General features: G+C 44.7%; 27 protein-coding genes. 25 read left to right on the forward strand and 2 right to left on the reverse strand.

The annotated features are described in order from the left end of the window. Positions 1 to 189: hypothetical protein (locus H539_RS32590; RefSeq protein WP_035322038.1), on the reverse strand; the 189-nt coding region annotated here is incomplete at its 3' end. A 57-nt stretch (positions 190 to 246) separates the two neighbouring features. On the opposite strand from H539_RS32590, the gene lepA reads away from it, so the two are divergent. The 10 genes from lepA (at position 247) to deoC (ending at position 12307) form a co-directional block, all read left to right on the forward strand. After that, on the forward strand, positions 247 to 2085 hold the full coding sequence (lepA, locus tag H539_RS0106355) for a translation elongation factor 4 (protein ID WP_026692840.1): 1839 nt from the start codon (positions 247 to 249) through the stop codon (positions 2083 to 2085). A gap of 120 nt (positions 2086 to 2205) precedes the next feature. After that, complete coding sequence (gene hemW / locus H539_RS0106360; RefSeq protein WP_026692841.1) at positions 2206 to 3342, forward strand: radical SAM family heme chaperone HemW; 1137 nt, start codon at positions 2206 to 2208, stop codon at positions 3340 to 3342. A 97-nt stretch (positions 3343 to 3439) separates the two neighbouring features. Beyond that, a complete protein-coding gene (gene hrcA, locus H539_RS0106365; RefSeq protein WP_026692842.1) occupies positions 3440 to 4471 on the forward strand; it encodes a heat-inducible transcriptional repressor HrcA in 1032 nt (343 codons plus the stop codon). A 76-nt stretch (positions 4472 to 4547) separates the two neighbouring features. Further along, complete coding sequence (gene grpE / locus H539_RS0106370) at positions 4548 to 5141, forward strand: nucleotide exchange factor GrpE (protein WP_026692843.1); 594 nt, start codon at positions 4548 to 4550, stop codon at positions 5139 to 5141. A gap of 34 nt (positions 5142 to 5175) precedes the next feature. Further along, entirely contained in the window at positions 5176 to 7011 is a 1836-nt protein-coding gene (dnaK, locus tag H539_RS0106375) for a molecular chaperone DnaK (protein WP_026692844.1), read from the forward strand. A gap of 241 nt (positions 7012 to 7252) precedes the next feature. Beyond that, positions 7253 to 8380 (forward strand): molecular chaperone DnaJ, encoded by a 1128-nt coding sequence (gene dnaJ, locus H539_RS0106380; protein ID WP_026692845.1) that lies wholly within the window; start codon positions 7253 to 7255, stop codon positions 8378 to 8380. A gap of 22 nt (positions 8381 to 8402) precedes the next feature. Continuing rightward, positions 8403 to 9338 carry a 50S ribosomal protein L11 methyltransferase gene (gene prmA / locus H539_RS0106385; RefSeq protein WP_026692846.1) on the forward strand — a complete coding sequence of 312 codons (936 nt, stop codon included), beginning with the start codon at positions 8403 to 8405 and terminating at the stop codon, positions 9336 to 9338. Positions 9339 to 9411: 73 nt separating this feature from the next. After that, the gene (locus tag H539_RS0106390) at positions 9412 to 10164 is read left to right on the forward strand and encodes a 16S rRNA (uracil(1498)-N(3))-methyltransferase (protein WP_026692847.1); all 753 of its coding nucleotides are present in this window, start codon (positions 9412 to 9414) and stop codon (positions 10162 to 10164) included. A gap of 5 nt (positions 10165 to 10169) precedes the next feature. Then, the gene (gene mtaB / locus H539_RS0106395; protein ID WP_026692848.1) at positions 10170 to 11519 is read left to right on the forward strand and encodes a tRNA (N(6)-L-threonylcarbamoyladenosine(37)-C(2))-methylthiotransferase MtaB; all 1350 of its coding nucleotides are present in this window, start codon (positions 10170 to 10172) and stop codon (positions 11517 to 11519) included. 116 nt (positions 11520 to 11635) lie between these two features. Further along, positions 11636 to 12307 (forward strand): deoxyribose-phosphate aldolase, encoded by a 672-nt coding sequence (gene deoC / locus H539_RS0106400; protein WP_026692849.1) that lies wholly within the window; start codon positions 11636 to 11638, stop codon positions 12305 to 12307. 40 nt (positions 12308 to 12347) lie between these two features. Here deoC and H539_RS0106405 read toward each other — a convergent pair whose 3' ends face one another. Then, the gene (locus H539_RS0106405; protein ID WP_026692850.1) at positions 12348 to 13277 is read right to left on the reverse strand and encodes a Na/Pi symporter; all 930 of its coding nucleotides are present in this window, start codon (positions 13275 to 13277) and stop codon (positions 12348 to 12350) included. Between the two features lie 701 nt (positions 13278 to 13978). Here H539_RS0106405 and rpsU point away from each other — a divergent pair. From rpsU to recO, 15 genes are all read left to right on the forward strand, one after another. Next, a complete protein-coding gene (rpsU, locus tag H539_RS0106410; RefSeq protein ID WP_026692851.1) occupies positions 13979 to 14152 on the forward strand; it encodes a 30S ribosomal protein S21 in 174 nt (57 codons plus the stop codon). 14 nt (positions 14153 to 14166) lie between these two features. Continuing rightward, complete coding sequence (locus H539_RS0106415) at positions 14167 to 14622, forward strand: GatB/YqeY domain-containing protein (protein WP_026692852.1); 456 nt, start codon at positions 14167 to 14169, stop codon at positions 14620 to 14622. Positions 14623 to 14788: 166 nt separating this feature from the next. Next, positions 14789 to 15622, forward strand: coding sequence for an NfeD family protein (locus H539_RS27930; RefSeq protein WP_051348468.1), 834 nt, complete (start codon positions 14789 to 14791; stop codon positions 15620 to 15622). A 21-nt stretch (positions 15623 to 15643) separates the two neighbouring features. Next, positions 15644 to 16645 carry a flotillin-like protein FloA gene (gene floA / locus H539_RS0106425; RefSeq protein WP_026692853.1) on the forward strand — a complete coding sequence of 334 codons (1002 nt, stop codon included), beginning with the start codon at positions 15644 to 15646 and terminating at the stop codon, positions 16643 to 16645. A 32-nt stretch (positions 16646 to 16677) separates the two neighbouring features. Next, entirely contained in the window at positions 16678 to 17118 is a 441-nt protein-coding gene (locus H539_RS0106430; protein ID WP_026692854.1) for a hypothetical protein, read from the forward strand. Positions 17119 to 17186: 68 nt separating this feature from the next. After that, positions 17187 to 17471 carry a sporulation protein YqfC gene (yqfC, locus tag H539_RS0106435; RefSeq protein WP_026692855.1) on the forward strand — a complete coding sequence of 95 codons (285 nt, stop codon included), beginning with the start codon at positions 17187 to 17189 and terminating at the stop codon, positions 17469 to 17471. Between the two features lie 15 nt (positions 17472 to 17486). Then, positions 17487 to 18674: a sporulation protein YqfD gene (gene yqfD / locus H539_RS0106440; RefSeq protein WP_026692856.1), complete on the forward strand. Its 1188-nt coding sequence runs from the start codon at positions 17487 to 17489 to the stop codon at positions 18672 to 18674. Between the two features lie 3 nt (positions 18675 to 18677). Next, complete coding sequence (locus tag H539_RS0106445) at positions 18678 to 19640, forward strand: PhoH family protein (protein ID WP_026692857.1); 963 nt, start codon at positions 18678 to 18680, stop codon at positions 19638 to 19640. 401 nt (positions 19641 to 20041) lie between these two features. Further along, entirely contained in the window at positions 20042 to 22195 is a 2154-nt protein-coding gene (locus H539_RS0106450; protein WP_026692858.1) for an HD family phosphohydrolase, read from the forward strand. 11 nt (positions 22196 to 22206) lie between these two features. After that, positions 22207 to 22677, forward strand: coding sequence for an rRNA maturation RNase YbeY (gene ybeY / locus H539_RS0106455; RefSeq protein ID WP_026692859.1), 471 nt, complete (start codon positions 22207 to 22209; stop codon positions 22675 to 22677). Continuing rightward, positions 22661 to 23041: a diacylglycerol kinase family protein gene (locus H539_RS0106460; protein ID WP_026692860.1), complete on the forward strand. Its 381-nt coding sequence runs from the start codon at positions 22661 to 22663 to the stop codon at positions 23039 to 23041. The genes ybeY and H539_RS0106460 overlap by 17 nt, the downstream gene beginning before the upstream one ends. Before the next feature lie 18 nt (positions 23042 to 23059). After that, entirely contained in the window at positions 23060 to 23458 is a 399-nt protein-coding gene (locus tag H539_RS0106465) for a cytidine deaminase (RefSeq protein ID WP_026692861.1), read from the forward strand. After that, positions 23451 to 24380: a GTPase Era gene (gene era / locus H539_RS0106470; RefSeq protein WP_162144694.1), complete on the forward strand. Its 930-nt coding sequence runs from the start codon at positions 23451 to 23453 to the stop codon at positions 24378 to 24380. Before H539_RS0106465 ends, era begins: the two co-directional genes overlap by 8 nt. Before the next feature lie 133 nt (positions 24381 to 24513). Continuing rightward, positions 24514 to 24654 (forward strand): YqzL family protein, encoded by a 141-nt coding sequence (locus H539_RS30630; protein ID WP_081415803.1) that lies wholly within the window; start codon positions 24514 to 24516, stop codon positions 24652 to 24654. Between the two features lie 34 nt (positions 24655 to 24688). Beyond that, entirely contained in the window at positions 24689 to 25453 is a 765-nt protein-coding gene (recO, locus tag H539_RS0106480; RefSeq protein ID WP_026692863.1) for a DNA repair protein RecO, read from the forward strand. The last annotated feature ends 51 nt before the right edge of the window (positions 25454 to 25504 follow it).

The raw sequence follows: 25504 nt of genomic DNA on the forward strand, positions 1-25504 counted from the left end.
GACACCTTCGGTCATAAGCCGATCAGTCCATGGGAAGAAAAGCGCTTCCCATAGCCTGCTCATCTTATGCCTTTCAGGTGTCTGCTTTTCAAAGAGAATGGTTTTTTCAATCAGTCGGTTATTCATTCTGCCGGAAATTAGACGCTGGGGAAAAGCACCGTTCTGCGCCTTTCCTATTGTATCTTCCATTGTTGGCTGATATAATCAGGAATAGTGTATTTGTGTCGATTAACAGGAGTGAACGTGATGAACAGAGAAGAGAAATTGAAGAGACAATCGAGGATACGGAACTTTTCTATCATTGCTCATATAGACCATGGTAAGTCTACTTTGGCGGACCGGATTCTGGAGAAGACGAATGCTTTGACTTCCCGCGAGATGAAGGACCAGCTTCTGGACTCTATGGATCTTGAGCGTGAGCGTGGTATTACGATTAAATTAAATGCAGTCCAGCTTAATTATAAAGCTAGGGATGGAGAGGAGTATACCTTCCACCTTATTGATACACCGGGACACGTGGATTTTACCTATGAGGTTTCGCGGAGTCTTGCGGCATGTGAGGGAGCGATCCTGGTAGTGGATGCAGCCCAGGGAATTGAAGCGCAGACTTTGGCGAATGTGTACCTGGCTCTTGATAATGACCTGGAAATCCTTCCGGTCATCAATAAAATTGACCTTCCAAGTGCTGACCCTGAACGGGTGAGGGGCGAGGTTGAGGAAGTGATCGGGCTTGATGCTTCCGATGCGGTGCTTGCATCTGCCAAAGCCGGTATCGGGATTGAAGATATCCTGGAACAGATTGTGGAAAAAGTACCGGCGCCAGAGGGCGATCCGGATGCGCCGCTTAAAGCCCTTATTTTTGATTCCCTTTATGATCCATACCGTGGAGTTGTCACTTATATCCGTATTGTTGAAGGAAGTGTCAAGGTAGGGGATAAAATCAGGATGATGGCTACAGGCAAGGAGTTTGAGGTAACGGAGATCGGTGTTTCCACACCGAAAGCGACGCCTCGTGAAGAGCTTACGGTCGGTGATGTAGGCTATCTGGCTGCCTCTATTAAAAATGTAGGGGATACCCGGGTCGGGGATACCATTACATTTGCTAAAAATGGTGCCGCTGAGCCGCTTCCAGGCTACCGGAAACTGAATCCGATGGTATATTGCGGCCTTTATCCAATCGATTCTGCTAGATTTAACGATCTGCGCGATGCTTTGGAAAAGCTTGAATTGAATGACTCTGCCCTTCAATTTGAAGCGGAAACTTCGCAGGCGCTTGGATTTGGCTTCCGCTGCGGCTTCCTTGGCCTCCTTCATATGGAAATCATCCAGGAGCGTATTGAACGTGAATTTAAAATTGACTTGATCACGACCGCTCCAAGCGTTATCTACCATGTTGTCATGACGGATGGAACAGAGCTTAAGGTAGATAATCCTGCCGCAATGCCTGATCCGCAGAAAATCCAGCGTGTTGAAGAACCATACGTAAAAGCAAGCATGATGGCACCGAAGGATTATGTCGGCGCCATTATGGAGCTTTGCCAGGCAAAACGCGGCGATTTTCTGACTATGGAGTATCTGGACCAGACCCGCGTGAGCATAGTGTATGAGATCCCATTATCCGAGATTGTATATGACTTCTTTGATCAGCTGAAATCAAGTACAAAAGGATATGCTTCCTTCGACTATGAACTGATCGGATACAAGGAATCCAAGCTCGTGAAAATGGATATTCTTCTTAATGCAGAAACCGTCGATGCGCTGAGCTTTATCGTACACCGTGATTTTGCCTATGACCGCGGCAAGGTCATTGTTGATAAGCTGAAGACCTTGATCCCAAGGCAGCAATTTGAGGTGCCGATCCAGGCAGCCATCGGCCAGAAGATTATTGCCCGCTCCACCATCAGTGCGATGAGGAAAAACGTCCTCGCAAAATGCTATGGGGGAGACATCTCCCGTAAAAGAAAACTTCTTGAAAAGCAAAAAGAAGGAAAGAAGCGCATGAAGTCAGTGGGATCTGTAGAAGTTCCCCAGGAAGCCTTCATGGCGGTTCTTAAAATGGATGACAGCGGCAATACTAAAAAATGATGAAGCGGAGGTTAGTGGATATCTATATCCAGCTAGCCTCTTTTTTTACTATAGAGTCCCTTCGTTTGAAAGGGCCGCACGAAAAATAAATAAATGAAAAGAAAAGGATGTGTAATGAAAATGATTTCTTCAGCCTATATCCACATCCCTTTTTGCGAACATATCTGCCATTACTGTGATTTTAATAAGGTGTTCCTTAAAAATCAGCCGGTTGATGAATATCTGGGTTTGCTGAAAAAAGAGATGGAGCTCACATTAGAAAAGTATCAAACGCAAGAACTAAAAACGGTTTTTGTCGGAGGAGGCACTCCTACTGCACTGAATGCAGGGCAGCTGGAAGTGCTGTGCAGGGATATCCGAGAAACGCTTCCGTTTAATCCGGCAGCGGCAGAATATACATTTGAGGCGAATCCTGGAGACCTTTCCGAGGATAAACTGAAGGTCCTTAAGGAAGGCGGAGTCAACAGGCTGAGCTTTGGTGTGCAAAGCTTCAATGACGAACTGCTCCAGAGGATCGGCCGCTCCCACCGTGCAAAGGATGTATTTTCCACATTGGAAAAAGCAGCTGAAGCCGGTTTTGAGAATATCAGCATAGATCTAATTTATGCTCTTCCCGGCCAGACGCTTGAAGATTTCCGGGAAACCCTGAAGACGGCTCTTTCCCTGGGATTGCCGCATATTTCCGGGTATTCACTCATCATTGAGCCTAAGACGGTCTTTTATAATCTTATGCAGAAAGGAAGACTCTCCCTTCCTCCCGAGGAATCAGAGGCGGCGATGTTTGAATTGCTGATGGAGGAAACGGCCCGCGCCGGTTATGCACAGTATGAAATAAGTAATTTTGCAAAACCGGGCTATGAAAGCAGGCATAACTTGACATACTGGAATAATGAAGAATATTACGGGTTTGGAGCAGGAGCGCACAGCTATCTCGATGGCTGCAGAAGAGCGAATTATGGACCGCTGAAAAAATATTTTACCCCGCTCATGGATCATGCCCTTCCTGTGATCGAAGAAAATCTTGTTTCCGTAAAGGAGCAGATGGAAGAAGAAATGTTCCTGGGCCTTCGTAAAACAAGGGGCGTGTCTGCAGAAGGATTCGAGAAAAAATTCGGGAGAGGGCTTATGGAGGTTTTCGGCGGAGAAATCGCCCGTGAAATCGAATTTGGCCGGCTGCAGCTTGATGGAGGCTTCCTCAGACTGACCCGGAAGGGCAAATTCTTAGGGAATGAAGTTTTCCAGTCTTTTCTTAAGTAATATAAATCCTTTTGCGTTGACATCATTTCGTTGTTTTGATAATTTATTATTTAGACTTAGCACTCAATAAGATAGAGTGCTAACAGGGGTGATCGAAATGTTAACTGATCGTCAATTATTCATTCTTCAAGCAATTATTGATGACTTTATCAGGTCCGCTCAGCCAGTAGGTTCACGCAGCTTATCCAAAAAGGAAGATATCACCTTCAGTTCTGCTACCATCAGAAATGAAATGGCAGATCTTGAAGAGCTCGGATTCCTGGAGAAAACACACACTTCCTCAGGCCGGATTCCTTCTGAAAAAGGGTACAGATATTATGTGGATCACTTATTATCACCACACCAGTTAAAAATAAAAGATGTTGAGCTGCTGAAATCTATTTTTGCTGAAAAGATCTATGAACTGGAAAAAATCGTCCAAAAATCAGCTAAAATTCTTTCGGAACTTACCAGCTATACCACAATTGTCCTGGGACCCGGAGTGCAGGAAAACAAGCTCCGCAGACTGCAGATCGTCCCATTGAATAAGGAAACAGCCATTGCTATCATTGTCACGGATACGGGGCATGTGGAAAATAAAATGTTCTCCATCCCTCCGTCCTTAGACGTGAATGAGATAGAAAAAATGGTGAATATTTTGAATGAACGCCTTCAGGGTGTCCCCCTGATGGAGCTTTCAGATAAAATATACCGGGAAGTGGCCGTCCTTTTAAGCCGGCATATTAAAAGCTATGATAAGCTTGTTCAAAACCTTGCCCATACGCTCGACGTCCCCGGCCATGAAAAATTATTTTTTGGCGGCAAGACAAATATGCTCCAGCAGCCGGAATTTAATGACCTGGATAAAATAAAAACACTGTTGTCCATGATTGATCAGGAACAGGATATGTATAAACTGCTCAGTAAAAATCCGGCTGGAATTCATGTGAAGATCGGCCGCGAAAATAAAATAAGCGCGATGGAGAACTGCAGTCTTATTACTGCCTCTTATTCCATTGGCAAGGAACAGGTGGGAACCATTGCGATCCTTGGTCCTACAAGGATGCAATATTCAAGGGTCATCAGCCTTCTGGATCTTTTATCCCATGACCTGACATCTGCGCTTACCCGGCTGTATCAGAAGGCTTAAGGGTGGTTATATTGGTTAACGCCGGGCAAATGGAGCAGGTCTCCAGCTTGCCCGCCATTTAGGGGAGGTGAAATCCATGACAGAAGAAAACAAAACCGAACAGGAATTTGAAAACACGGAAGCTGAAACTTCGAAACAGGCGGAAGTTCCCTTTGAAGAAGAACGAAGCGAAGAGCTTGCTCCGGAGATGGATGAAGAGAGCGCTCTGCAATCTGATGCTCAGTTGAAGATTCAGGATCTAGAAGCCAAAATTGAAGAACTGGACAATCGCTACCTGCGCCTGCAGGCGGATTTCGATAATGCCAAAAGACGTGCGCGTCTAGACATGGAAGCGTCGCAAAATTACCGTGCCCAGAGCCTTGCTGCCGACCTGCTTCCTGCCCTTGATAACCTGGAAAGGGCTATGAAAATAGAAGCGGATAATGAGCAGACTAAGACGCTGCTGCAGGGGATGCAGATGATTCATTCCGGCATTTTAGAGGCCTTGAAAAAAGAAGGAATTCAGGAAATTGAAGCTGTAGGAAAAGAATTCGATCCTCATATCCACCAGGCAGTCATGCAGGTGGAAGAAGAAGGCGTCGAATCCAATATAGTGGTTGAAGAATTCCAAAAAGGATATATGCTGAAGGACCGGGTAATCCGCCCTTCCATGGTGAAGGTAAACCAATAATCCTACATAAAACTCATAGAGAGGAAGTTATCACATGAGCAAAATTATCGGAATAGATTTAGGTACTACAAACTCATGCGTATCCGTTTTAGAAGGCGGAGAACCAAAAGTAATTCCAAATCCAGAAGGAAACCGCACAACACCTTCTGTTGTCGCATTCAAAAACGGCGAGCGCCAGGTTGGGGAAGTGGCTAAGCGCCAGTCAATCACGAACCCGAATACCATCATTTCCATTAAGCGCCATATGGGTACTTCACACAAAGAATCCATCGAAGGCAAAGATTATTCTCCTCAGGAAGTTTCAGCTATCATTCTTCAATACTTGAAATCATATGCTGAAGATTATCTAGGGGAAAAAGTATCAAAAGCAGTCATCACTGTCCCAGCTTATTTCAATGATGCTGAAAGACAGGCTACCAAAGATGCAGGACAAATTGCAGGTCTTGAAGTGGAACGTATTATCAACGAGCCGACTGCAGCTGCACTTGCGTACGGACTGGATAAAATGGATGAAGACCAAACCATCCTTGTATTTGACCTTGGCGGCGGTACTTTTGACGTTTCCATCCTTGAACTTGGAGATGGCGTATTCGAGGTTAAAGCTACTGCAGGGGATAACAAACTTGGCGGTGACGACTTTGACCAGGTGATCATTGACTATCTGGTAGAGCAGTTCAAAAAAGAAAATGGCATCGACCTTTCTAAAGACAAAATGGCTCTTCAGCGCCTTAAGGATGCCGCGGAGAAAGCGAAAAAGGATCTTTCTGGTGTAACATCTACACAAATCTCCCTTCCATTCATCACTGCGGGAGAAGCTGGTCCATTGCATCTTGAAGTTACTCTATCACGTGCGAAGTTTGATGAGATTTCAGCAGGACTTGTAGAACGCACAATGGGTCCTACACGCCAGGCACTTAAAGATGCCGGCCTTACTCCGGCTGAAATTGATAAAGTCATCCTTGTAGGGGGATCCACTCGTATTCCTGCTGTTCAGGAAGCGATCCGCAAAGCTATCGGAAAAGAGCCGAGCAAAGGTGTGAATCCGGATGAGGTTGTAGCAATGGGTGCTGCGATTCAGGGCGGTGTATTGACTGGTGATGTTAAGGATGTTGTTCTTCTTGACGTAACTCCGCTATCACTTGGAATCGAAACAATGGGCGGTGTATTCACAAAGCTGATCGACCGCAACACTACAATACCAACAAGCAAATCTCAGGTATTCTCTACAGCTGCGGACAGCCAGACTGCTGTTGACATCCATGTTCTCCAAGGGGAGCGCCCGATGGCAGCGGACAATAAAACTCTTGGACGTTTCCAATTGAGTGATATTCCTCCTGCTCCGCGTGGGATTCCTCAAATCGAAGTAACATTCGATATTGATAAGAACGGAATTGTAAATGTCCGTGCGAAGGATCTTGGCACAAATAAAGAGCAGACCATCACTATTAAGTCTTCTTCAGGTCTTTCAGACGAAGAAATCCAGCGCATGGTGCGTGAAGCTGAAGATAATGCTGAGGCTGACAAGCAGCGCAAGGAAGAAGTAGAACTTCGCAACGAAGCAGACCAGCTTGTATTCCAGACTGAAAAGACATTAAAGGATCTAGAAGGCAAAGTGGATCAAGCAGAAGTTGCTAAAGCTGAAGAAGCCAAGGATGCATTAAAAGCAGCCATCGAGAAAAACGAATTGAGTGAAATCCGTGAAAAGAAGGATGCACTTCAGGAAATCGTTCAGGCTCTTTCTGTAAAGCTGTATGAGGAAGCTGCAAAAGCCCAGCAGCAGGCAGAAGGCCAGCCAGAAGGCACTGCTTCTAAAAAAGACGATGATGTCGTAGATGCAGAGTTTACCGAGGTAAACGACGACAAAGAATAATCCCGGTTTATTTTTGTAAAAGTCAAAGTCAGGTTATCTTGGCTTTGGCTTTTTTTGTGAATGGCCGCGGCCGTCATCCGAGATAAAACCAGCAGCAGCTGCTTGTAAGGATCATAAGCCCGGAACCCTCTTGGCGTTGTTCCTGCATGCGGACTATACCCTTTAGATTTTTCTGTATTGCGCAGGCATCTCTAAAAATGATAAAATTATCTTTATGTGAAAGAATCTGGAGTGATAGAAAATGAGTAAACGTGACTATTATGAAGTGCTCGGTGTAGGCAAAACTGCCTCCAAGGACGAAATAAAAAAAGCGTACAGGAAGCTTTCAAAAAAATATCACCCCGATATTAACAAGGAAGCGGATGCGGCTGATAAATTTAAGGAAATCAAAGAAGCTTATGAAGTGTTGAGCGATGACCAGAAAAAGGCGCACTATGACCAGTATGGCCATACTGACCCGAATATGGGCGGCGGCTTTGGCGGTGCTGACTTCGGCGGCTTTGGCGGATTTGAGGATATTTTCAGTACCTTCTTTGGCGGCAGCGGAGGCCGGCGCAGGGACCCTAATGCCCCGCGTCAGGGAGCTGATCTCCAATATACGATGTCACTGAAATTCGAAGAAGCAGTGTTCGGGAAAGAGACCGAAATTGAAATCCCTCGTGAGGAAGAATGTGAAACCTGCTTTGGAACCGGGGCGAAGCCTGGAACGAAGCCTGTTACGTGTACACACTGCCACGGTACCGGCCAATTGAACGTTGAACAGAATACGCCTTTTGGCAAAATCGTGAATAGAAGGGTTTGTAACCATTGTAATGGTACAGGAAAGCTGATTCCTGATAAATGTACAACATGCGGCGGAACAGGAAAGGTTACAAAGCGTAAAAAGATTTCTGTAAACATCCCAGCTGGTATTGATGATGGCCAGCAGCTTAGAGTGTCTGGTCAGGGCGAACCGGGTGTGAACGGAGGACCAGCCGGTGATTTATATATCGTTTTCCATGTGAGATCTCATGAATTCTTTGAAAGAGATGGAGATGATATATATTGTGAAATGCCGATCACAGTTGTCCAGGCAGCGCTTGGGGATGAAATCCAGGTGCCGACCCTGCACGGTAAAGTCAATCTGAAGGTTCCGGCCGGAACCCAGAATGGAACCCGATTCCGCCTTAAAGGCAAAGGGGTAGCTAATGTAAGGGGCTACGGCCAGGGTGATCAGCATATCAGGATCAGGGTGGTAACACCAACCAAGCTGACTGATAGACAGAAACAGCTGTTAAGGGAGTTTGCTGAACTCAGCGGCGAAAATGCACCGGATGAAAATGAGGAAAGCTTTTTTGCAAAGGTTAAGCGTGCGATAAAAGGAGATTAATTATATTTAGGAGCTGGTAGAAATGAAATGGTCTGAAATCGCAATTCATACAACAAACGAAGCAGTGGAGCCTGTTTCTAATATTTTGCATGAGGCAGGTGCAAGCGGCGTCGTTATCGAAGATCCTTCTGAACTTTATAAGGAGCGAGAAGACAGATTCGGAGAAATCTACCAGCTTAACAAAGACGATTATCCGGAAGAAGGAGTCATGGTGAAAGCCTATCTTCCGGTTAATAGCTTTCTTGGCGAAACGGTTGATGAAATAAAAAAAGCGATCAACAGTCTTCTGCTATATGATATCGACCTTGGAAGAAATCATATTACAATCAGTGAAGTGAACGAAGAAGAATGGGCGACCGCCTGGAAAAAGTATTATAATCCCGTAAAAATATCCGAAAGATTTACCATTGTTCCGACATGGGAGGATTACACTCCGGTCCATAGCGATGAATTAATCATTGAGCTAGACCCTGGAATGGCCTTTGGTACAGGAACCCACCCTACGACTGTTATGTGTATTCAAGCCCTAGAAAGAACGGTAAAAAAGGACCAGGTGGTTATTGATGTAGGGACTGGATCAGGAGTATTAAGCATAGCTGCAGCGCTTCTTGGGGCCAAAAGAGTACATGCCCTGGATCTTGATGATGTCGCGGTCCAATCAGCAAGGCTGAATGTGAAGCTGAATAAAGTCCATGATACAGTATCTGTAAGCAGAAATAATCTACTTGACGGTGTGGATGAACAGGCAGATGTTGTGGTTGCAAACATTCTTGCGGATGTGATCATCCGATTCGCCAAAGATGTGGCAACAGTGGTAAAACCAGGCGGTTACTTCATTGCTTCGGGTATCATAAAGCAAAAAAAAGAAGACGTAAAGCAAGAGCTGCTCTCTTCCGGTTTTCAGATTGAAGAGACCATCATCATGGAGGACTGGGTTGCGATTATTGCAAAAAAATAATATGAATCTGCGGGGAGCTTCTCCCCGTTTTACATTTATTGAAGCAACTATCTAATAAGTGAGGCAATGAGCGATGCAGCGCTATTTTATTTCAAACAAAAATATATCAGAAGAATGCGTTCGGATTTCTGGAGATGATTTTCATCATCTGGCTAATGTTCTCAGGGCAAAGCCTGGTGAAACCATTTACTGTGTTGAAGAAAATGGAAGGGCCGCATTGGTGGAAATAACAGAAATTACTAATGAAGCGATTATAGGAAACATTATAGAATGGATAGATGAACAAAAGGAAATGCCCGTCAGAGTCTCGGTAGCCAGCGGCCTGCCTAAGGGAGATAAACTGGATTATATAATTCAAAAGGGCACCGAAATGGGAGCTTTTGAGTTTATTCCTTTTATTGCTGCGCGTTCAGTCGTAAAATGGGATGAGAAGAAAGCCTCCAAAAAGACGGAAAGGCTCCAGCGAATTGCCAAGGAAGCGGCGGAACAGTCTCACCGCGGCCGGATTCCCGAGGTTATGCCGCCCGTCAGACTGGAAGGATTAATTAAGAAAGCAGATCGTTTCACGCATAAGCTGATTGCTTATGAAGAGGAAGCGAAGCAGGGCGAGAAAAGTGTGCTGTCCTCTGTTTTAGGAGACATCCAAGCCGGCGAAAGCATTTTATTTATTTTTGGACCTGAAGGCGGTTTTTCTGAAAAGGAAATAGACCTGCTGGTTGAGAATGGATTTATAGCCTGCGGGCTTGGACCGCGAATTTTAAGGACTGAAACAGCGCCGCTTTATGCTCTTTCTGCTGTTTCTTATCATACAGAATTATTGAGGTGATTAATTTGGCAACTGTTGCTTTTCATACACTCGGATGTAAAGTGAATCATTATGAAACGGAAGCGATCTGGCAGCTCTTTAAGCAGGAAGGCTATGACCGCGTTGAGTATGAACATACAGCCGATGTCTATGTTATAAATACATGTACAGTAACAAACACAGGAGACAAAAAAAGCCGCCAGGTGATCCGCCGGGCTGTCAGAAAAAACCCGGATGCCGTCATTTGTGTAACGGGCTGCTACGCGCAGACATCTCCTGCAGAGATTATGGCCATACCAGGTGTAGATATCGTGGTCGGTACACAGGACCGTGTAAAGATGCTTGGCTATATTGAACAGTTTAAAAATGAACGCCAGCCTATTAATGGTGTAGGCAACATCATGAAATCCAGAGTTTATGAGGAACTCGATGTACCGGCATTTACTGACCGTACACGTGCTTCTCTTAAAATACAGGAAGGCTGCAATAACTTCTGCACATTCTGTATCATTCCGTGGGCGCGCGGCCTTATGAGGTCAAGAGATCCTCAGGAAGTCATCAGACAGGCTGAGCAGCTCGTTCACGCAGGCTACAAAGAAATCGTATTGACTGGCATCCATACCGGCGGATATGGCGAGGATCTGAAAAATTATAATCTTGCCATGCTCTTACAAGACCTTGAAAAAGTAGAAGGTCTGAAGCGGATCAGAATATCTTCCATTGAAGCCAGCCAGATTTCAGATGAGGTCATTGAGGTTCTCCGCAGCTCCAAGAAAGTGGTCAGACACCTTCACGTACCTCTTCAATCAGGATCGAATACGGTTCTAAAACGCATGCGCAGGAAATATACCATGGAGGCTTTTGCAGAGAGACTGGATAAACTCCGCGGAGCACTGCCAGGCCTTGCTTTGACTTCGGATGTCATTGTAGGATTCCCGGGAGAAACAGAAGAAGAATTTATGGAAACCTATAACTTCATTAAGGAGCATAAATTCTCAGAGCTTCATGTGTTCCCTTATTCAAAACGTACTGGGACGCCTGCAGCAAGAATGGACGATCAAATTGATGAAGAAGTGAAAAATGAGCGTGTACACAGGCTTATTTCACTATCCGACCAGCTCGCAAAGGAATATGCCTCCCTGTTTGAGAATGAAGTGCTGGAAGTCATTCCGGAAGAGAAGTTTAAGGAAGATGAGCAGAGCGGATTATATGTTGGATATACAGATAATTACCTGAAGGTTGTCCTTCCTGCAAGTGAAGACCTGGTTGGACAGATTGTCAGAGTGAAAATAACAAAAGCGGGTTATCCATACAACGAGGGACAATTCCTCCGCGTCGTGGATGACTCAGCAGAGCTTGAACAGGTATTAGCATAAAATAGCCGGGGCGGACTTGCCCCGGTTTTTTTATGAGCTTAAGCTTGTTACATTTTTGGTGGTTGGGGCATAATTAACGTATCAAACAGTTATTTCCATTGAGGGAGGAGAAAAATATGTCTGAAAATCTTGCGAAATTAATTGACCACACAGCGCTCAAACCGCAGACTTCGGAAAAAGAAATCCGGACTCTTTGTGAGGAAGCTAAAGAATACGGTTTTGCATCTGTCTGCGTGAACCCAACCTGGGTCAAGCTGTGTTCAGAGCTCCTTAATGGCACAGAGGTAAAAGTATGTACGGTCATAGGTTTTCCGCTTGGGGCAAATACACCAGAAACGAAAGCGTATGAAACCGCCAATGCCATTGAAAATGGTGCCGAAGAGGTGGATATGGTCATCAATATCGGTGCTTTAAAAGATCATAATGATGAGCAGGTCTCAAGGGATATACAAGCAGTGGTGGAAGCGGCAAAGGGAAAAGCGCTGGTTAAGGTGATTATTGAAACCAGTCTTCTTACTCAGGAGGAAAAGGTAAGGGCATGCAGGGAGGCTGTGAGGTGTGGTGCGGATTATGTGAAGACATCCACAGGTTTTTCGACAGGAGGAGCCACGTTTGAAGATATTGAATTGATGAGAAAAACAGTTGGGCCGGATATCGGTGTCAAGGCTTCAGGAGGGGTCAGGGATACTCATGATGCCCTGAGAATGGTGGAAGCCGGGGCAACCAGGATCGGAGCCAGTGCTGGAGTGGCAATCCTCAAGGGTCTTCAGGCAGACACGGATTATTAGGTTACATAAAAGGCTTTCTGGAGGTTATCAGAAAGCCTTTTTAATTTCCGCTTCTTCCATGCATGCGGATGATGAGACGGGTAAATGTGTTTGTAAAAGGCAGTGCCATTAAAGATGATAGCACATTGAAGATGACGCTTGCATGCGCCAGCTGCAGATCCTTCTGGTCTGTAAAAATAGAAGCGAAAGACTGTAAAAAAGGAATGAAGGGAAAAAAGAGGGAAACACCGATAATGTTAAGCCAGATATGTGCATAAGAAGTGAACTTTGCTTCTTTTCCGGATCCGACACTTGCCATGAACGCAGTGATGCAGGTGCCGATATTGGAACCAAGCATAATGGCGATTCCGGCAGGGACGGACAATTCTCCTGCTGCAAGGAAGCCCATGGCGATCCCTGTCATAGCAGAGCTGGAGTGGATAATTGCTGTTATAATCATTCCTATGGTGAGTGCGATCACCAAATGTTTTTCCATCGATAAAAGCAGGTGCTGGACAAGTTCATAAGAAGAAATGGGGCCAGCCAGGGTTTTAAATCCATTAATCGCAGCTATGACAAAGGAAAGGCCAATCAGAGTCGTGCCGATACTTTTGGATATAACGTGCGGAATAAACCATAAACAGCACCCGAGTATGGCCCCAGGTATGGTCCACTCCTCTAAAGGGACCGTCATAAATTCAGTCGTAAAGGTGGATCCGATATTTGTGCCAAGGATGATCCCGATGGTTTGAGGGAATGTGAGGCTTCCAGCTGAAACAAGCCCGATCGTCATTACCATTACGGCAGAGCTGCTTTGCAGAATGCCGGTTACAAAGATGCCGACAAAAAATCCCCTGACAGGGGTCCTGGTGACCCTCTTTAAAAAAACCTTCAATCTCTTCCCCGATGCATTGAACAGACCAATCCGCAAAATGGCCATTCCTGCTAAGAATAAACCTAAAAAAATCCCAAAGCTCAGCAATTCTTTCATTCATGATCCCCCTTGCCAAATTCTATGGACAAAAGGGGAAGGACATGCCTTGAAAATAAAATTGTTTAAGAAGCATATCAATATTAGATCGATTTTTTTCCATGCATACGGGCCTATTTCAAAGCTGTATTCGAGGAAAAGTTGTATTTAACAATTTTCTATGGGTGAAACACATTGATTAAACAGGTTGGTCTACGTTCCAGGTGCGAGACTCCTGATCCACTCCAAGGCTTATGCTTGCACTAAAGCATAAGTGCGACTAAGCTTCTGTCTTCGTTATCGCTCGCCAATCACCAAGTCTTCTTTATCGGGTCTCTGCCTGCCAATTTTGTTAAGTATTTCATATTTATTAAATCAACATTGAGCTTTAAAATATCAAATATTTGGCAGGCACCGCTTTCCGCCTTTCTGCGCGGGATTAGCGGGACAGGTGAGACCCCACAGGCGAAGCCGAGGAGGCTCCACCGCCCGCCCCGCGGAAAGCGGGCATCCTGAAACGGAAATCAACCTGCTGCTTTAAAAGTAACAAAATTTGTGAACAAAGCCTGATTGAAATATCACTGAAGCGAAAATCAACAAAGTTTGCGAAACGTCCCTATTAATAGTTGACCTGAATTAACCAGTATATTATAATGTGTAAGTACATGATGTAATAAAATGCATTATGAGTTAGTGTGTTGTGTTCGGAGGGAGGGAAAGAGATGTCTAAAACCGTCGTTCGTAAAAACGAATCGCTTGAAGATGCTCTTCGTCGCTTTAAACGTACTGTATCTAAGACAGGTACACTGCAAGAAGCTAGAAAGCGCGAATTCTATGAAAAGCCTAGCGTAAAACGCAAGAAAAAGTCAGAAGCAGCTAGAAAACGTAAATGGTAAGAGAGGGTGTAAATATGAGTCTTCTCGAGCGTTTAAATAATGATATGAAACAAGCGATGAAGAATAAAGAAAAAGACAGACTCTCTGTTATTCGTATGCTTAAATCAGCTCTTCAAAACGAAGCCATTAAGCTTATGAAGCAAGACCTGACAGAAGAGGAAGAATTGACAGTACTTTCTCGCGAACTAAAACAACGCAAAGACTCCCTTCATGAATTTGAAAAGGCAGGCCGACAAGACCTGGCTGACAAACTGCTTACCGAAATTAATTACGTTGAGGTATATATGCCTGAGCAGCTTTCTGAAGAAGATTTAGCCGCGATCGTCCAAGAAACGGTTAAAGAAGTGAATGCTTCATCCAAAGCTGATATGGGAAAAGTTATGGGAGCTATCATGCCTAAAGTAAAAGGCAAAGCAGATGGTTCTTTAGTAAACAAGCTAGTACTACAACAATTATCTCAAACTAACTAACTAACGTTAAACCGCAAGCATTCATGCATGCGGTTTTTTACTTTGTATTTCTTCGAAATTCCCTGCATACCATACATAAGGATACATTCATTCCTTTGATTTTCTGATTTTTTGAAACTTTTTTACTATTGATCGGTATATAATGCGGGGGTATTGGGGGTGAAGTATGAACAAGTACATGTTAGCGTTCCTGCTTGGTCTATTCTCATGGCTTACACTATTCGGATTAACACCCGAAGCAGCAGAAAATAAAACAGTATACAAGGTTCATGTAAACCGTTCAATGGAAAATGAAAAGGAGCTGCTGGAACAACTGGGTATAGAAAAGGCAAAGGCTGCAACCGTTAAGGAAAGCTTTGCAGAAAAAGCCTCGCGCTTTCTTACTAATCCAGTTGTCATTTGCATTTTGCTTACGATAGGATGTCTCGGCCTTGTCATCGAGCTGTTTACCCCGGGAATCGGGCTTGGCGGGCTGCTGGGACTGATTGTGTTTGTGTTATTCTTCTTTGGGCATATGGCGGCAGGGTTAACTGGCTATGAACCCATTGTACTCTTTGGGGCGGGAGCTGTACTGCTGATCCTAGAGTTGTTTCTGCCCGGGGCCGTTGCAGGCATGCTGGGCCTTGGATGCATTATTGCCAGTCTCTATATGGCATCGGAAAGTGCTTTGTACTTATCCATCGGATTATTAATTGCTCTAGTCATTTCGATCAGCACAGCTATTATCTTAATAAAGGTGTATGGTAAAAGAATGAGATTCTTTAAAAAAATTGTATTGGAAGATTCTACGGCGTCTGATAAAGGATATGTTTCCAATAATAACCGTGTTGATCTTATTGGAAGCGAAGGGACAGCGCTTACCACTCTTCGTCCCGCAGGCATTGCCCTGATTGAAAATGAGCGTCTGGACGTAGTGACTGAGGGCGGCTTTATCCCTAAGGACAGCAGAATCAAGGTGGTAAAAGCAGAAGGCGCCCGCATTGTTGTGAGGGAAATATAAACGTAAAAGGGGGAAATCAATATGCTGTCTACCAGCAGTATCTTGTTAATTATTGCAGTGATTGTTGGCGTGATCCTGCTAGCTATCCTGCTGACATTTGTACCCGTTATGCTCTGGATATCAGCCCTGGCTGCAGGAGTAAGGGTCAGTATTTTTACCTTGATCGGGATGAGGCTCCGCCGTGTCATTCCCAGCAGGGTGATCAATCCGCTGATCAAGGCACATAAGGCAGGCCTTGGGGTAACCACCAACCAGCTTGAAAGCCACTATCTTGCAGGAGGTAACGTAGACCGGGTGGTCAATGCCTTAATTGCCGCCCACAGGGCAAATATTGAGCTTTCCTTTGAACGGTGTGCTGCTATAGATCTGGCAGGAAGAAACGTGCTGGAAGCTGTGCAGATGAGTGTAAATCCGAAGGTGATTGAAACTCCATTCATTGCAGGTGTTGCGATGAATGGAATTGAAGTGAAGGCAAAGGCCAGGATTACGGTAAGGGCGAATATCGAGCGTTTGGTGGGAGGGGCCGGTGAAGAAACAGTTATTGCCCGTGTAGGGGAAGGGATTGTCTCCACGATAGGTTCTTCTGAGAATCATAAAAAGGTTCTTGAGAACCCGGATATGATCTCACAGACTGTTTTATCGAAAGGTTTGGATTCCGGTACGGCTTTCGAAATCCTCTCCATCGATATAGCGGATGTCGATATTGGCAGTAATATCGGAGCGAATCTCCAGACCGAACAGGCGGAGGCGGATAAGCAGATCGCCCAGGCTAAAGCCGAGGAACGCCGTGCCATGGCTGTAGCTTATGAGCAGGAAATGAAAGCCAGAGTCCAGGAAATGAGGGCAAAAGTGGTCGAGTCGGAAGCGGAAGTCCCTCTGGCTATGGCAGAAGCGCTCAAGTCAGGGAATTTAGGTGTCATGGATTACGTGAATCTGCAGAATATCACCGCTGATACGGATATGAGAGACTCCATCTCCAGAATGTCCAAAAACCCTGAGGATGGAGAAGGCAAGAAATCCTAACAGACAGGAGAGGAGGAATTCGCATCGAAAAATTGATTGAGTTTATCATTGGCAATGGATTTTTCTTCATCATTCTAATAGGGATTGTCTCCAGTCTTTATAAGAAGGCAAAAAATGCCTACAGAGGAACGCCTAAGTCTCCTCAGACAGAGATTGAACAGTCATGGAGCGATCAACCATCCGGTCCTGAAAGGGCTGAGAAAGTAAAGGTGGACATTCCGGGAAATCATCTGGAAAGAAGCACGATTTTTCATGATGAAAGGCTCGAAACCTCTATAAATATCGAAAGATTAGAAACAGCGGCAGAAAGGAAGAGGTTCCAGGCCGGTGTCCTTCTAAATCAAAGAGAGGATACTCCTTCTGGTGGGCCCGTTCTTTCCAGCTTCACCCGTAACAATCTGGTACAGGGCCTGATCATGGCAGAAATACTAGGCAGGCCGCGGGGCAGGAACCCTTACAAAAGAAGAAGATAATCGTTAAATTTCAGTGCTAGAACCCCCTTTTTTCTCATACATTTGAGTTAAAAGGGGGTTCTTTTTTTATGGCATTACGATGGGGACAAAAGCTTCGGCAGCTAATGATGAAAACAATGGACCTTCCGCAGGATGTGATCATGGATCTGCCCCGTATTACCATGATCGGGCAGCTGCATATATATATCGAGAACCACCGGGGGCTGCTGACATTTACGGATGACGAATTACGGTTAATGCTGAAGCAGGGTCAGCTGCTCATTAAAGGAAGTTCCTTTTCAATAAAAGCCATCCTTCCTGAAGAAATTTTACTGGAAGGAAAGATAGATCATGTATTTTTTATCAATGAATGATACGGGGGGAAACCCATGAAGAACCAGTGGACAAACTTTTTATCTGGGACTGTAAGAGTAAAGGCGGAAGGCAAAGGTACAGAAAGAGTATTGAATAAGCTTGTCAGGAATAAAGTATTTGTCTGGAATGTGAAAAAGATTGGCGCGGAAACGATGCTGTTCAGCATCCATCTGAAGGATCTTCACAATTTCCGCAGGGCTGTGAGGAGCAGCGGATGCCGCTATTCGTTTTTAGAAGGAAGCGGCGGTCCCTTTTTGTTCAAGAAGCTGTTGAAGAATAGCGGGATTCTGGCGGGCTTTTTTGCTTTTATTATCGTGATCCTTGTCTTGTCAAATATGGTATGGAGAATCGAAATTAAAGGCGCAAAGCCAGAGACAGAACATTTGATACGCAAAGAATTGGACAAGATGGGAGTAAAGCCGGGGAAGCTTCAATTCTCGCTGGATGGCGCGGACGACATTCAAAAAAAGCTTACGAACAATATCTCTGCGCTTACCTGGGTCGGTGTGGAGCTGAAAGGGACAACTTATCACTTTCAGGTGGTTGAAAAAAAGCAGCCGAAGGAACCAGTGAAACTGCCGGCGAGAAATCTTGTGGCAAAAAAGAAAGCGGTAGTTGCCCATATGTTTGTTGCCAAAGGGCAGCCGCTGGTGGCGGTCCATGATTACGTGAAAAAAGGACAGCTTCTTGTTTCAGGAACGATTGGGAATCCCGAGCACCCAAGGATTGTTGCGGCGGATGGAGAGGTGTGGGGGGAAACCTGGTATAAATCCAAAGTAGAAGTTCCTTTAATAACCAAATTTTCCGTGTTTAATGGGAACGAGAAAGTGAAACATTATATAAAAATAGGCGGCTTTTCCATTCCTGTCTGGAATTTTAAAAAGATTACCTACAAGCACTATGAAAAAGAGATGTCTGAAAGGCCGCTGAAATTTTTGAAGTGGGAGCTTCCGATTGTATATAAAACCTCCACCTTTCGTGCAAAGGAAGAAGTCACCCGCAAATACACTGTGCCTCAGGCGGTTTTAAAAGCAAAAGATATGGGAAAAAAAGATTTGAGGAAGCTTTTGCCTGAAGATTCTAAAATAGTTGGGGAAGAAGTTTTGCACCAAGAGGAAGAGAGTGGTAAAGTTAAATTATCTTTACATTACAAGGTTATAGAAAATATAGCTGTCGGACAGCCGATTATTCAAGGAGACTAAGGAATGTCAGAAGAAGCAAAAGTGATTAACTTACATCTCGAATCACCTGCTGAAGCCATCGCTCTTTTAGGTAATTCAGACTCTAACTTAAAGATACTTGAACAAGACCTGCAGATTTCTCTTGTGACCCGCGGGGAAGACATCTCCATATCAGGAGAAGCATCTTCCGCAGAAATGGCAGCGGTAGTGCTAAAATCGCTTCTGAAGGTCATTAGAAGAGGAATCAATATCAGTTCGCGTGACACGGCCTATGCTGTTGAAATGGCAAAAAAGGGTACCATCGAGTATTTTATTGAATTATATAACGAAGAAATCATGAAGAACGCCAAGGGCAAAACCATCCGGGTGAAGACACTTGGCCAACGTCAATATATCGCTGAGATGAAAAAGAACGATTTAGTTTTTGGGATTGGTCCTGCAGGGACAGGAAAAACGTATCTGGCGGTTATTATGGCAGTCAATGCCTTGAAAAATGGGCAGGTCAAAAAAATCATTCTGACCAGGCCGGCGGTGGAGGCCGGTGAAAGCCTTGGATTCCTGCCAGGTGATTTAAAGGAGAAGGTGGATCCTTATCTTCGTCCCCTCTATGATGCCCTGCATGATGTATTAGGCACGGATCATACTGAACGCATGATTGAAAGAGGAACCATCGAGATTGCCCCTCTTGCTTATATGAGGGGAAGAACTCTGGATGATGCTTTTGTTATTTTGGATGAAGCACAGAACACCACGATGGCACAGATGAAGATGTTCCTGACAAGGCTTGGCTTTGGATCCAAGATGGTCATAACCGGTGACCGGTCCCAGGTCGACCTTCCAAAAGGCGTAAAATCCGGCCTGCTGACAGCCGAAGAGATACTTAAAAATGTCAAGGGAGTATCACTTGTGTTCCTGGAACAAAGCGACATTGTACGGCACCCTCTCGTCGCCAGAATCATCAATGCCTTTGAAAAAGCAGATCTATAAGAAAAGTGCCTGCCACTGGTGGCAGGCACTTTTTTGCGATGGCTGCTTTTCAATAAGTTTAAGTACAAAAATAAATGGTATTTCATTGATTTATAAGCGGTTTTGAGGGAAAAACACCGTTCTGCGCTTTTCTTTGATCCAGCTGCGAACTGCCATCTTCCCGTCATAAGCCAAGCCGTCCATGGGAATAAGGCACTTCCCACGGCAGCCTCGTCTTATGCTGGTCAGATGGCTGCTTTTCAATAAGTTTTGTACAAAACTAAATGGTATTTCATTGATTTATAAGCGGTTTGAGGGAAAAGCACCGTTCTGCGCTTTTCATGCCCCTTGAAAACTGATATGATTTTACATAAATAGCGGTAAGAGGAATTGGATTTTTGTCTTGGGCAGGGAGGCTTATTATGAGCAGAGTTTACAAGGCAGTCGCAAAGCTTCGGGAACTCCTGAGGGTGAAGGTTTTTCAAGCCTTGCTTTTTATAATACTCGGGTTGATTTCATATTTCGTGATGTTTGATAATGTCAGGCCAGAGAAAATCAATGTAAAATTACTGACTCCAGCGGAAAAGACGATCAGGGCGACCCAGACGGTAGTGGATAAGGAAAAAACTGCTGAGGCACGGAGCGAAGCCGTGAAAGAAGCTGGGGATATTTATACCCTGAAAAAAGAGTATGCGCAAAATCGTGTGGATTTAATTTCTTCTATTTTTGATTCGGCTAAAGAAGTGAAACAAGATCTGATTAAAAAGCAGCAGGCAGCCAAGAAGGACGGACAGGATACGGAAAAATTGGTATTAGGCACCCCTGAACAGGTTGCCCTTGTAAAGCAGAAGCTGACGGAGGATGTTACTAAGGAGCTATCTGATTCCGTATTCGCCACGCTGCTGAAATCGGATGATAATGAAGTTGAAATTGCAGAAGACCTGACCTTGACCGCCATACATAATGTCATGAATACAAAAATACCGGCAGCTGAGGTTGAAATAGCCAAAAAACGGGTGGAGGAACAGCTGAGGTTTTCCAGTCTCCCCCAGGATCTTAAAAGCGTTGCTGTTGTTTTGGGACGATTTGCGATCATTCAAAATGATATATATGACCGCGAGAAATCTGAGGAAAAAATCCAGGCAGCCAAGGAAAGCGTAGAGCCGGTAAAAATCCTCCAGGGTCAGGTGATTGTTGAGGAAGGCCAGCTAGTGGACCAGGATATCTATCGCAATTTACAGCTTGCCGGTCTTTTGGAGGAGCAGACGTCCTATCTGCCGTATATCGGCCTCGGATTATTTGTCCTGCTTACAATGGGAGGGTTGTTTTATTACTTCCAGCTTGCACGTGAAGGTGACGTGAAAAAGCAGTCGCAGATCCTGCTTTTCAGCATCGTGTATCTGCTGTCGCTTCTGATCATGAAGACCATCAGCCTGTTCCAGAATGCCGAGTTTATTGACGTCGTCTATTTCTTTCCGGCAGCCTTTGCAGCCATGCTGATCAAGGTACTCCTGAATGAAAGGCTGGCCATCGCCACCACAATCATCATGGCCTGTTACGGGACTATCATATTTAATGGAGGCTCTGCTTCGAATCTTCATATCACAGCGGGAATATTCATCCTGCTGAGCGGGACAGCATCCATCATACTCTTAAATACCAAGAATTATCGTTCCAAGATTCTTCAGGCAGGAATGATATTGTCTCTGTTTAATTTTGTGCTGATCATGGCCCTGCTTTTCATCATGGATGCACATTTTCAAAAGATGGAGTTATTATTCTTTATGCTGTCTGCGCTTGTTTCCGGTTTGTCATCTTCCATCTTGACGATCGGTATTCTGCCTTTCTTTGAAACAGGCTTTGGAATCCTGACAACCATGAAACTGATCGAGCTTTCGAACCCAAACCATCCGCTTTTAAGGCGGATACTAACAGAGGCTCCCGGCACCTATCATCATAGTGTCATGGTCGCCAATCTAGCTGAATCAGCATGCGAGGCGATTGGCGCAAACGGTCTCCTTGCCCGTGTCGGCTGTTATTATCATGATATCGGCAAAACCAAACGCCCGCAGTTCTTTATTGAAAATCAGATGAATATCGAAAATCCGCATGACCGCCTTGATCCAGAGACCAGTAAGGATATTATCCTTGCCCATGTATCCGATGGTGTCGAGTACCTGCGGAAGCACCGTCTCCCTGACGAGATTGTGGCTATTGCAAAAGAACATCACGGAACAACATTATTGAAATACTTCTTCCATAAGGCCAAAAACGAAGAGCGGGAAGTAAAAGAAGCTGATTTCAGATATCCGGGGCCTCGCCCTCAATCCAAGGAAACAGCTGTAATCAGTATAGCGGACAGCGTTGAGGCAGCAGTCAGGTCCATGGGAGGGCCAACCGCCGAAAAAATTGATTCTTTGATTAAAAGCATCATTGTAGAACGCCTGCAGGATGGGCAGTTTAATGAATGTGATATTACAATGAAGGAACTGGAGATTGTAAAGAAATCCCTCAGCGAGACTTTGAAGGGGATTTTCCATACACGAATAGAGTATCCTGTCATTTCAAATAAATAGGAGTGTTGATTATGATATTGACAATCGATTATAACGATGAAACACATGAGCTTCAGGAAAAGGACCATCAGCTCGTTGATGAAATCCTGCAGTTTGCGGCGGGGAAGCTTTCGATCCAGCAAGGAACTGAGCTTTCTGTCACGTTTGTCGATAATGATACTATTCAAAAGATTAATGCGGAATACAGAGATAAAGATCAGCCTACAGACGTCATTTCCTTCGCCTTGGAGGAAATGGGCGAAGATGAAGTCCAAATTGTAGGTGGGGAAATGCCGAGAGTTCTCGGCGACATTGTGATTTCAGTCGAGCGGACAAGGGAACAGGCGGAAGAGTACCAGCATTCCTTTGAACGGGAGCTGGGCTTTTTGGCTTTGCATGGATTCCTTCATCTGCTGGGTTATGACCATATGACGGAAGAAGATGAAAAGATCATGTTCGGCAAACAAAAGGAAATCCTTGACGAGTATGGACTCCTTCGATAGAAATCGAAAGCATTCATTCTATAGAAGCGTCTGTTTCGCCTTTAGAGGGATCTATACGGGAGTTAAGAGTGAGAGGAATATGCGGATTCACATTACAGCCGCCATCCTTGCATCACTGGCCTCGTTCATATTTAAACTGACTCTCCTGGAGTGGATTTTGGTGCTGTTCGCCATAGGGGGGACTATTTCCCTGGAATTGCTGAATTCAGCATTGGAGAGGGTAGTGGACCTTGCCTCCCCGCGGTATCACAATCTGGCAAAAGAGGCAAAGGATCTGGCTGCCGGGGCGGTATTGGTTTTTGCCATCATTTCGCTTTTGATCGGGCTGTTGATTTTTGTGCCAAAGCTGGTTCAATTATTTTAATGATAGGGGGATACTAATATGACAGTAGTAGAGTTGATAGAGAAAGCAAGAAAAGCAAGAGAACAGGCATATGTACCTTACTCCAAGTTCAAGGTAGGGGCCGCTCTTCTAACGGCAGATGGAAAAGTCTTTGGAGGCTGCAATATTGAAAATGCAGGCTACAGCATGACAAATTGTGCGGAAAGAACCGCTTTCTTTAAGGCTGTTTCTGAAGGGGAGAAGAACTTTCAGATGCTGGCGGTTATAGCAGATACAGATGGACCGGTATCTCCATGCGGCGCATGCAGGCAGGTTATTTCCGAGTTCTGTGCAAGAGATATGAAGGTAGTTTTAGCTAATTTAAACGGAGATATAAAAGAAACAACAGTTGAAGAATTATTGCCAGGGGCATTTACACCGGAGGATTTACATGACTAATTTGAATAACCAGACAAACAAGAAGTACAAATCAGGATTTATTTCTATTATCGGAAGACCAAATGTAGGGAAGTCTACGTTCTTAAACAGAGTAATCGGCCAAAAAATTGCGATTATGAGTGATAAGCCTCAGACAACACGAAATAAAGTCCAGGGTGTACTTACACTGGACGATGCTCAGATGATCTTTATCGATACACCGGGTATTCATAAACCAAAGCATAAACTTGGCGATTTTATGATGAAGGTGGCGCAGAACACCTTGAAAGAAGTCGATCTTGTCTTATTTATGATCAATGCAGAGGAAGGGATCGGCCGTGGGGACGAGTTTATTATTGAAAAGCTGAAGTCTGTCAAAACCCCGGTTTTTCTTGTCATCAATAAGATTGACCTTGTCCATCCGGATGAACTGCTGAGAATCATTGAAACCTACAAGGAGAAGCTGGATTTTAAAGCAGTTGTTCCAATATCTGCACTTCAGGGAAACAATGTGGAGACCCTATTGACCCAGATTCAGGAATTCCTTCCGGAGGGCCCTCAATATTACCCGGCTGATCAGGTAACCGATCACCCGGAAAGATTCATCATATCCGAACTGATCAGGGAAAAAGCCCTCCACCTTACCAGGGAAGAAATCCCGCACTCCATTGCGGTACTGATTGATTCCATTAAGCGTGCTGAAAATAGTGAAAACACTATCCATGTGATGGCTACCATCATTGTGGAAAGAGACTCACAAAAGGGAATCGTCATAGGAAAGCAGGGGAAAATGATGAAGGAAATCGGCCAGAGGGCGCGGGTCGATATTGAAAATCTTCTTGGTTCCCGAGTCTTCCTTGAACTATGGGTCAAGGTGCAGAAGGACTGGAGAAACAAGGCCAACCAGCTGAGGGATTATGGTTTTAGGGATGACGAATACTAAGATTAGATTCCACGAGCGGCCGTTTTATACGTAGAAAAAAATGTTTAACATGAAAACTAAGGGATTGGTCAACATAATTATAAGGTTTGGGGAAAAAGCATGCTGGTTTAATAATGAAAGGTGGGCTTAAATTATGTTAGACTTTACCTGGAAAGTGTTCAGCCGCACGGGTAATATCGATACCTATCTTCTTTTTAAAGAGCTTGAAGAGGATAGGGAGAACCCCGATGGGATGAAAGCCGAGCTTGCAGAACCTGATTACCCTCTCTTATAATTTCCTTCCCTGCCATTTTCGAAAGGCGGTTATCGTGTTCCAGAAATGTGAAGGAATTGTAATCAGGCGTACGAATTACGGAGAAAACAATAAGATTATTACTCTATATACCCGGGAATGGGGCAAAATTGCGGTGATGGCAAGAGGAGCGAGCAAACCCAGCAGCAGATTTTCAGCCGTCACCCAGTTATTTAATTACGGTTCTTATCTGGTCCAGATGTCCAAGGGCATGGGGACGCTTCAACAGGGAGAGACCATATCCTCCATGCGGTCGATCAAGGAAGATATCTTTTCCACAGCATATGCTTCATATATGGTGGAGCTGCTTGATAAAAGCGTGGATGACCGGAGCCCGAATCCTTATTTATTTGAGCTCCTTTATCAGTCTTTACATTATATTAATGAGGGCTATGATCAGGAAATCATAACCTTTATCTTTGAAATGAAAATGCTGGATGTACTGGGCCTGCACCCCAATCTGGATTCATGTTCCATCTGCGGTGCCCAGGAAGGGAGTTTTTCCTTTTCGTTCCGTGAAGGGGGATTTATCTGCCACCGCTGCCTGGACAAGGATCCTTATCATATGAAAATCTCTCCCGCTGCGGTGAAACTTCTGCGGTTATTTTATTATTTTGATTTAAGCAGGCTAGGCAAGATATCTGTAAAACCGGAGACAAAACGCGAGCTTGAGAGAGTGATAGGAACCTATTATGAGGAGTATTCCGGGCTGCAGCTCAAGTCCAAGAAGTTTCTTAAACAGATGGACCGTTTAAAAGGTACGTTCGGTTCAGAGTCATGATACATTTTGTTTTTATGGCTCTTGACAAACGTACTTTTTATCCTATAGAAT

The organism is Peribacillus kribbensis DSM 17871, assembly GCF_000430765.1.
GTDB lineage: Bacteria > Bacillota > Bacilli > Bacillales > DSM-1321 > Paraperibacillus > Paraperibacillus kribbensis.

Bases quoted from the DNA above. Each gene is read 5' to 3' on its own strand.
- H539_RS0106415 (WP_026692852.1), top strand. From the start codon at position 14,167: ATGAGTCTTCTCGAGCGTTTAAATAATGATATGAAACAAGCGATGAAG.
- H539_RS0106465 (WP_026692861.1), top strand. From the start codon at position 23,060: ATGACAGTAGTAGAGTTGATAGAGAAAGCAAGAAAAGCAAGAGAACAG.
- hrcA (WP_026692842.1), top strand. From the start codon at position 3,440: ATGTTAACTGATCGTCAATTATTCATTCTTCAAGCAATTATTGATGAC.
- H539_RS0106390 (WP_026692847.1), top strand. From the start codon at position 9,412: ATGCAGCGCTATTTTATTTCAAACAAAAATATATCAGAAGAATGCGTT.
- ybeY (WP_026692859.1), top strand. From the start codon at position 22,207: ATGATATTGACAATCGATTATAACGATGAAACACATGAGCTTCAGGAA.
- dnaJ (WP_026692845.1), top strand. From the start codon at position 7,253: ATGAGTAAACGTGACTATTATGAAGTGCTCGGTGTAGGCAAAACTGCC.
- floA (WP_026692853.1), top strand. From the start codon at position 15,644: ATGCTGTCTACCAGCAGTATCTTGTTAATTATTGCAGTGATTGTTGGC.
- rpsU (WP_026692851.1), top strand. From the start codon at position 13,979: ATGTCTAAAACCGTCGTTCGTAAAAACGAATCGCTTGAAGATGCTCTT.
- H539_RS0106460 (WP_026692860.1), top strand. From the start codon at position 22,661: ATGGACTCCTTCGATAGAAATCGAAAGCATTCATTCTATAGAAGCGTC.
- hemW (WP_026692841.1), top strand. From the start codon at position 2,206: ATGATTTCTTCAGCCTATATCCACATCCCTTTTTGCGAACATATCTGC.
- prmA (WP_026692846.1), top strand. From the start codon at position 8,403: ATGAAATGGTCTGAAATCGCAATTCATACAACAAACGAAGCAGTGGAG.
- grpE (WP_026692843.1), top strand. From the start codon at position 4,548: ATGACAGAAGAAAACAAAACCGAACAGGAATTTGAAAACACGGAAGCT.
- H539_RS0106445 (WP_026692857.1), top strand. From the start codon at position 18,678: ATGTCAGAAGAAGCAAAAGTGATTAACTTACATCTCGAATCACCTGCT.
- yqfC (WP_026692855.1), top strand. From the start codon at position 17,187: ATGGCATTACGATGGGGACAAAAGCTTCGGCAGCTAATGATGAAAACA.
- yqfD (WP_026692856.1), top strand. From the start codon at position 17,487: ATGAAGAACCAGTGGACAAACTTTTTATCTGGGACTGTAAGAGTAAAG.
- lepA (WP_026692840.1), top strand. From the start codon at position 247: ATGAACAGAGAAGAGAAATTGAAGAGACAATCGAGGATACGGAACTTT.
- H539_RS30630 (WP_081415803.1), top strand. From the start codon at position 24,514: ATGTTAGACTTTACCTGGAAAGTGTTCAGCCGCACGGGTAATATCGAT.
- era (WP_162144694.1), top strand. From the start codon at position 23,451: ATGACTAATTTGAATAACCAGACAAACAAGAAGTACAAATCAGGATTT.
- deoC (WP_026692849.1), top strand. From the start codon at position 11,636: ATGTCTGAAAATCTTGCGAAATTAATTGACCACACAGCGCTCAAACCG.
- dnaK (WP_026692844.1), top strand. From the start codon at position 5,176: ATGAGCAAAATTATCGGAATAGATTTAGGTACTACAAACTCATGCGTA.
- H539_RS0106450 (WP_026692858.1), top strand. From the start codon at position 20,042: ATGAGCAGAGTTTACAAGGCAGTCGCAAAGCTTCGGGAACTCCTGAGG.
- H539_RS27930 (WP_051348468.1), top strand. From the start codon at position 14,789: ATGAACAAGTACATGTTAGCGTTCCTGCTTGGTCTATTCTCATGGCTT.
- H539_RS0106405 (WP_026692850.1), bottom strand. From the start codon at position 13,277: ATGAAAGAATTGCTGAGCTTTGGGATTTTTTTAGGTTTATTCTTAGCA.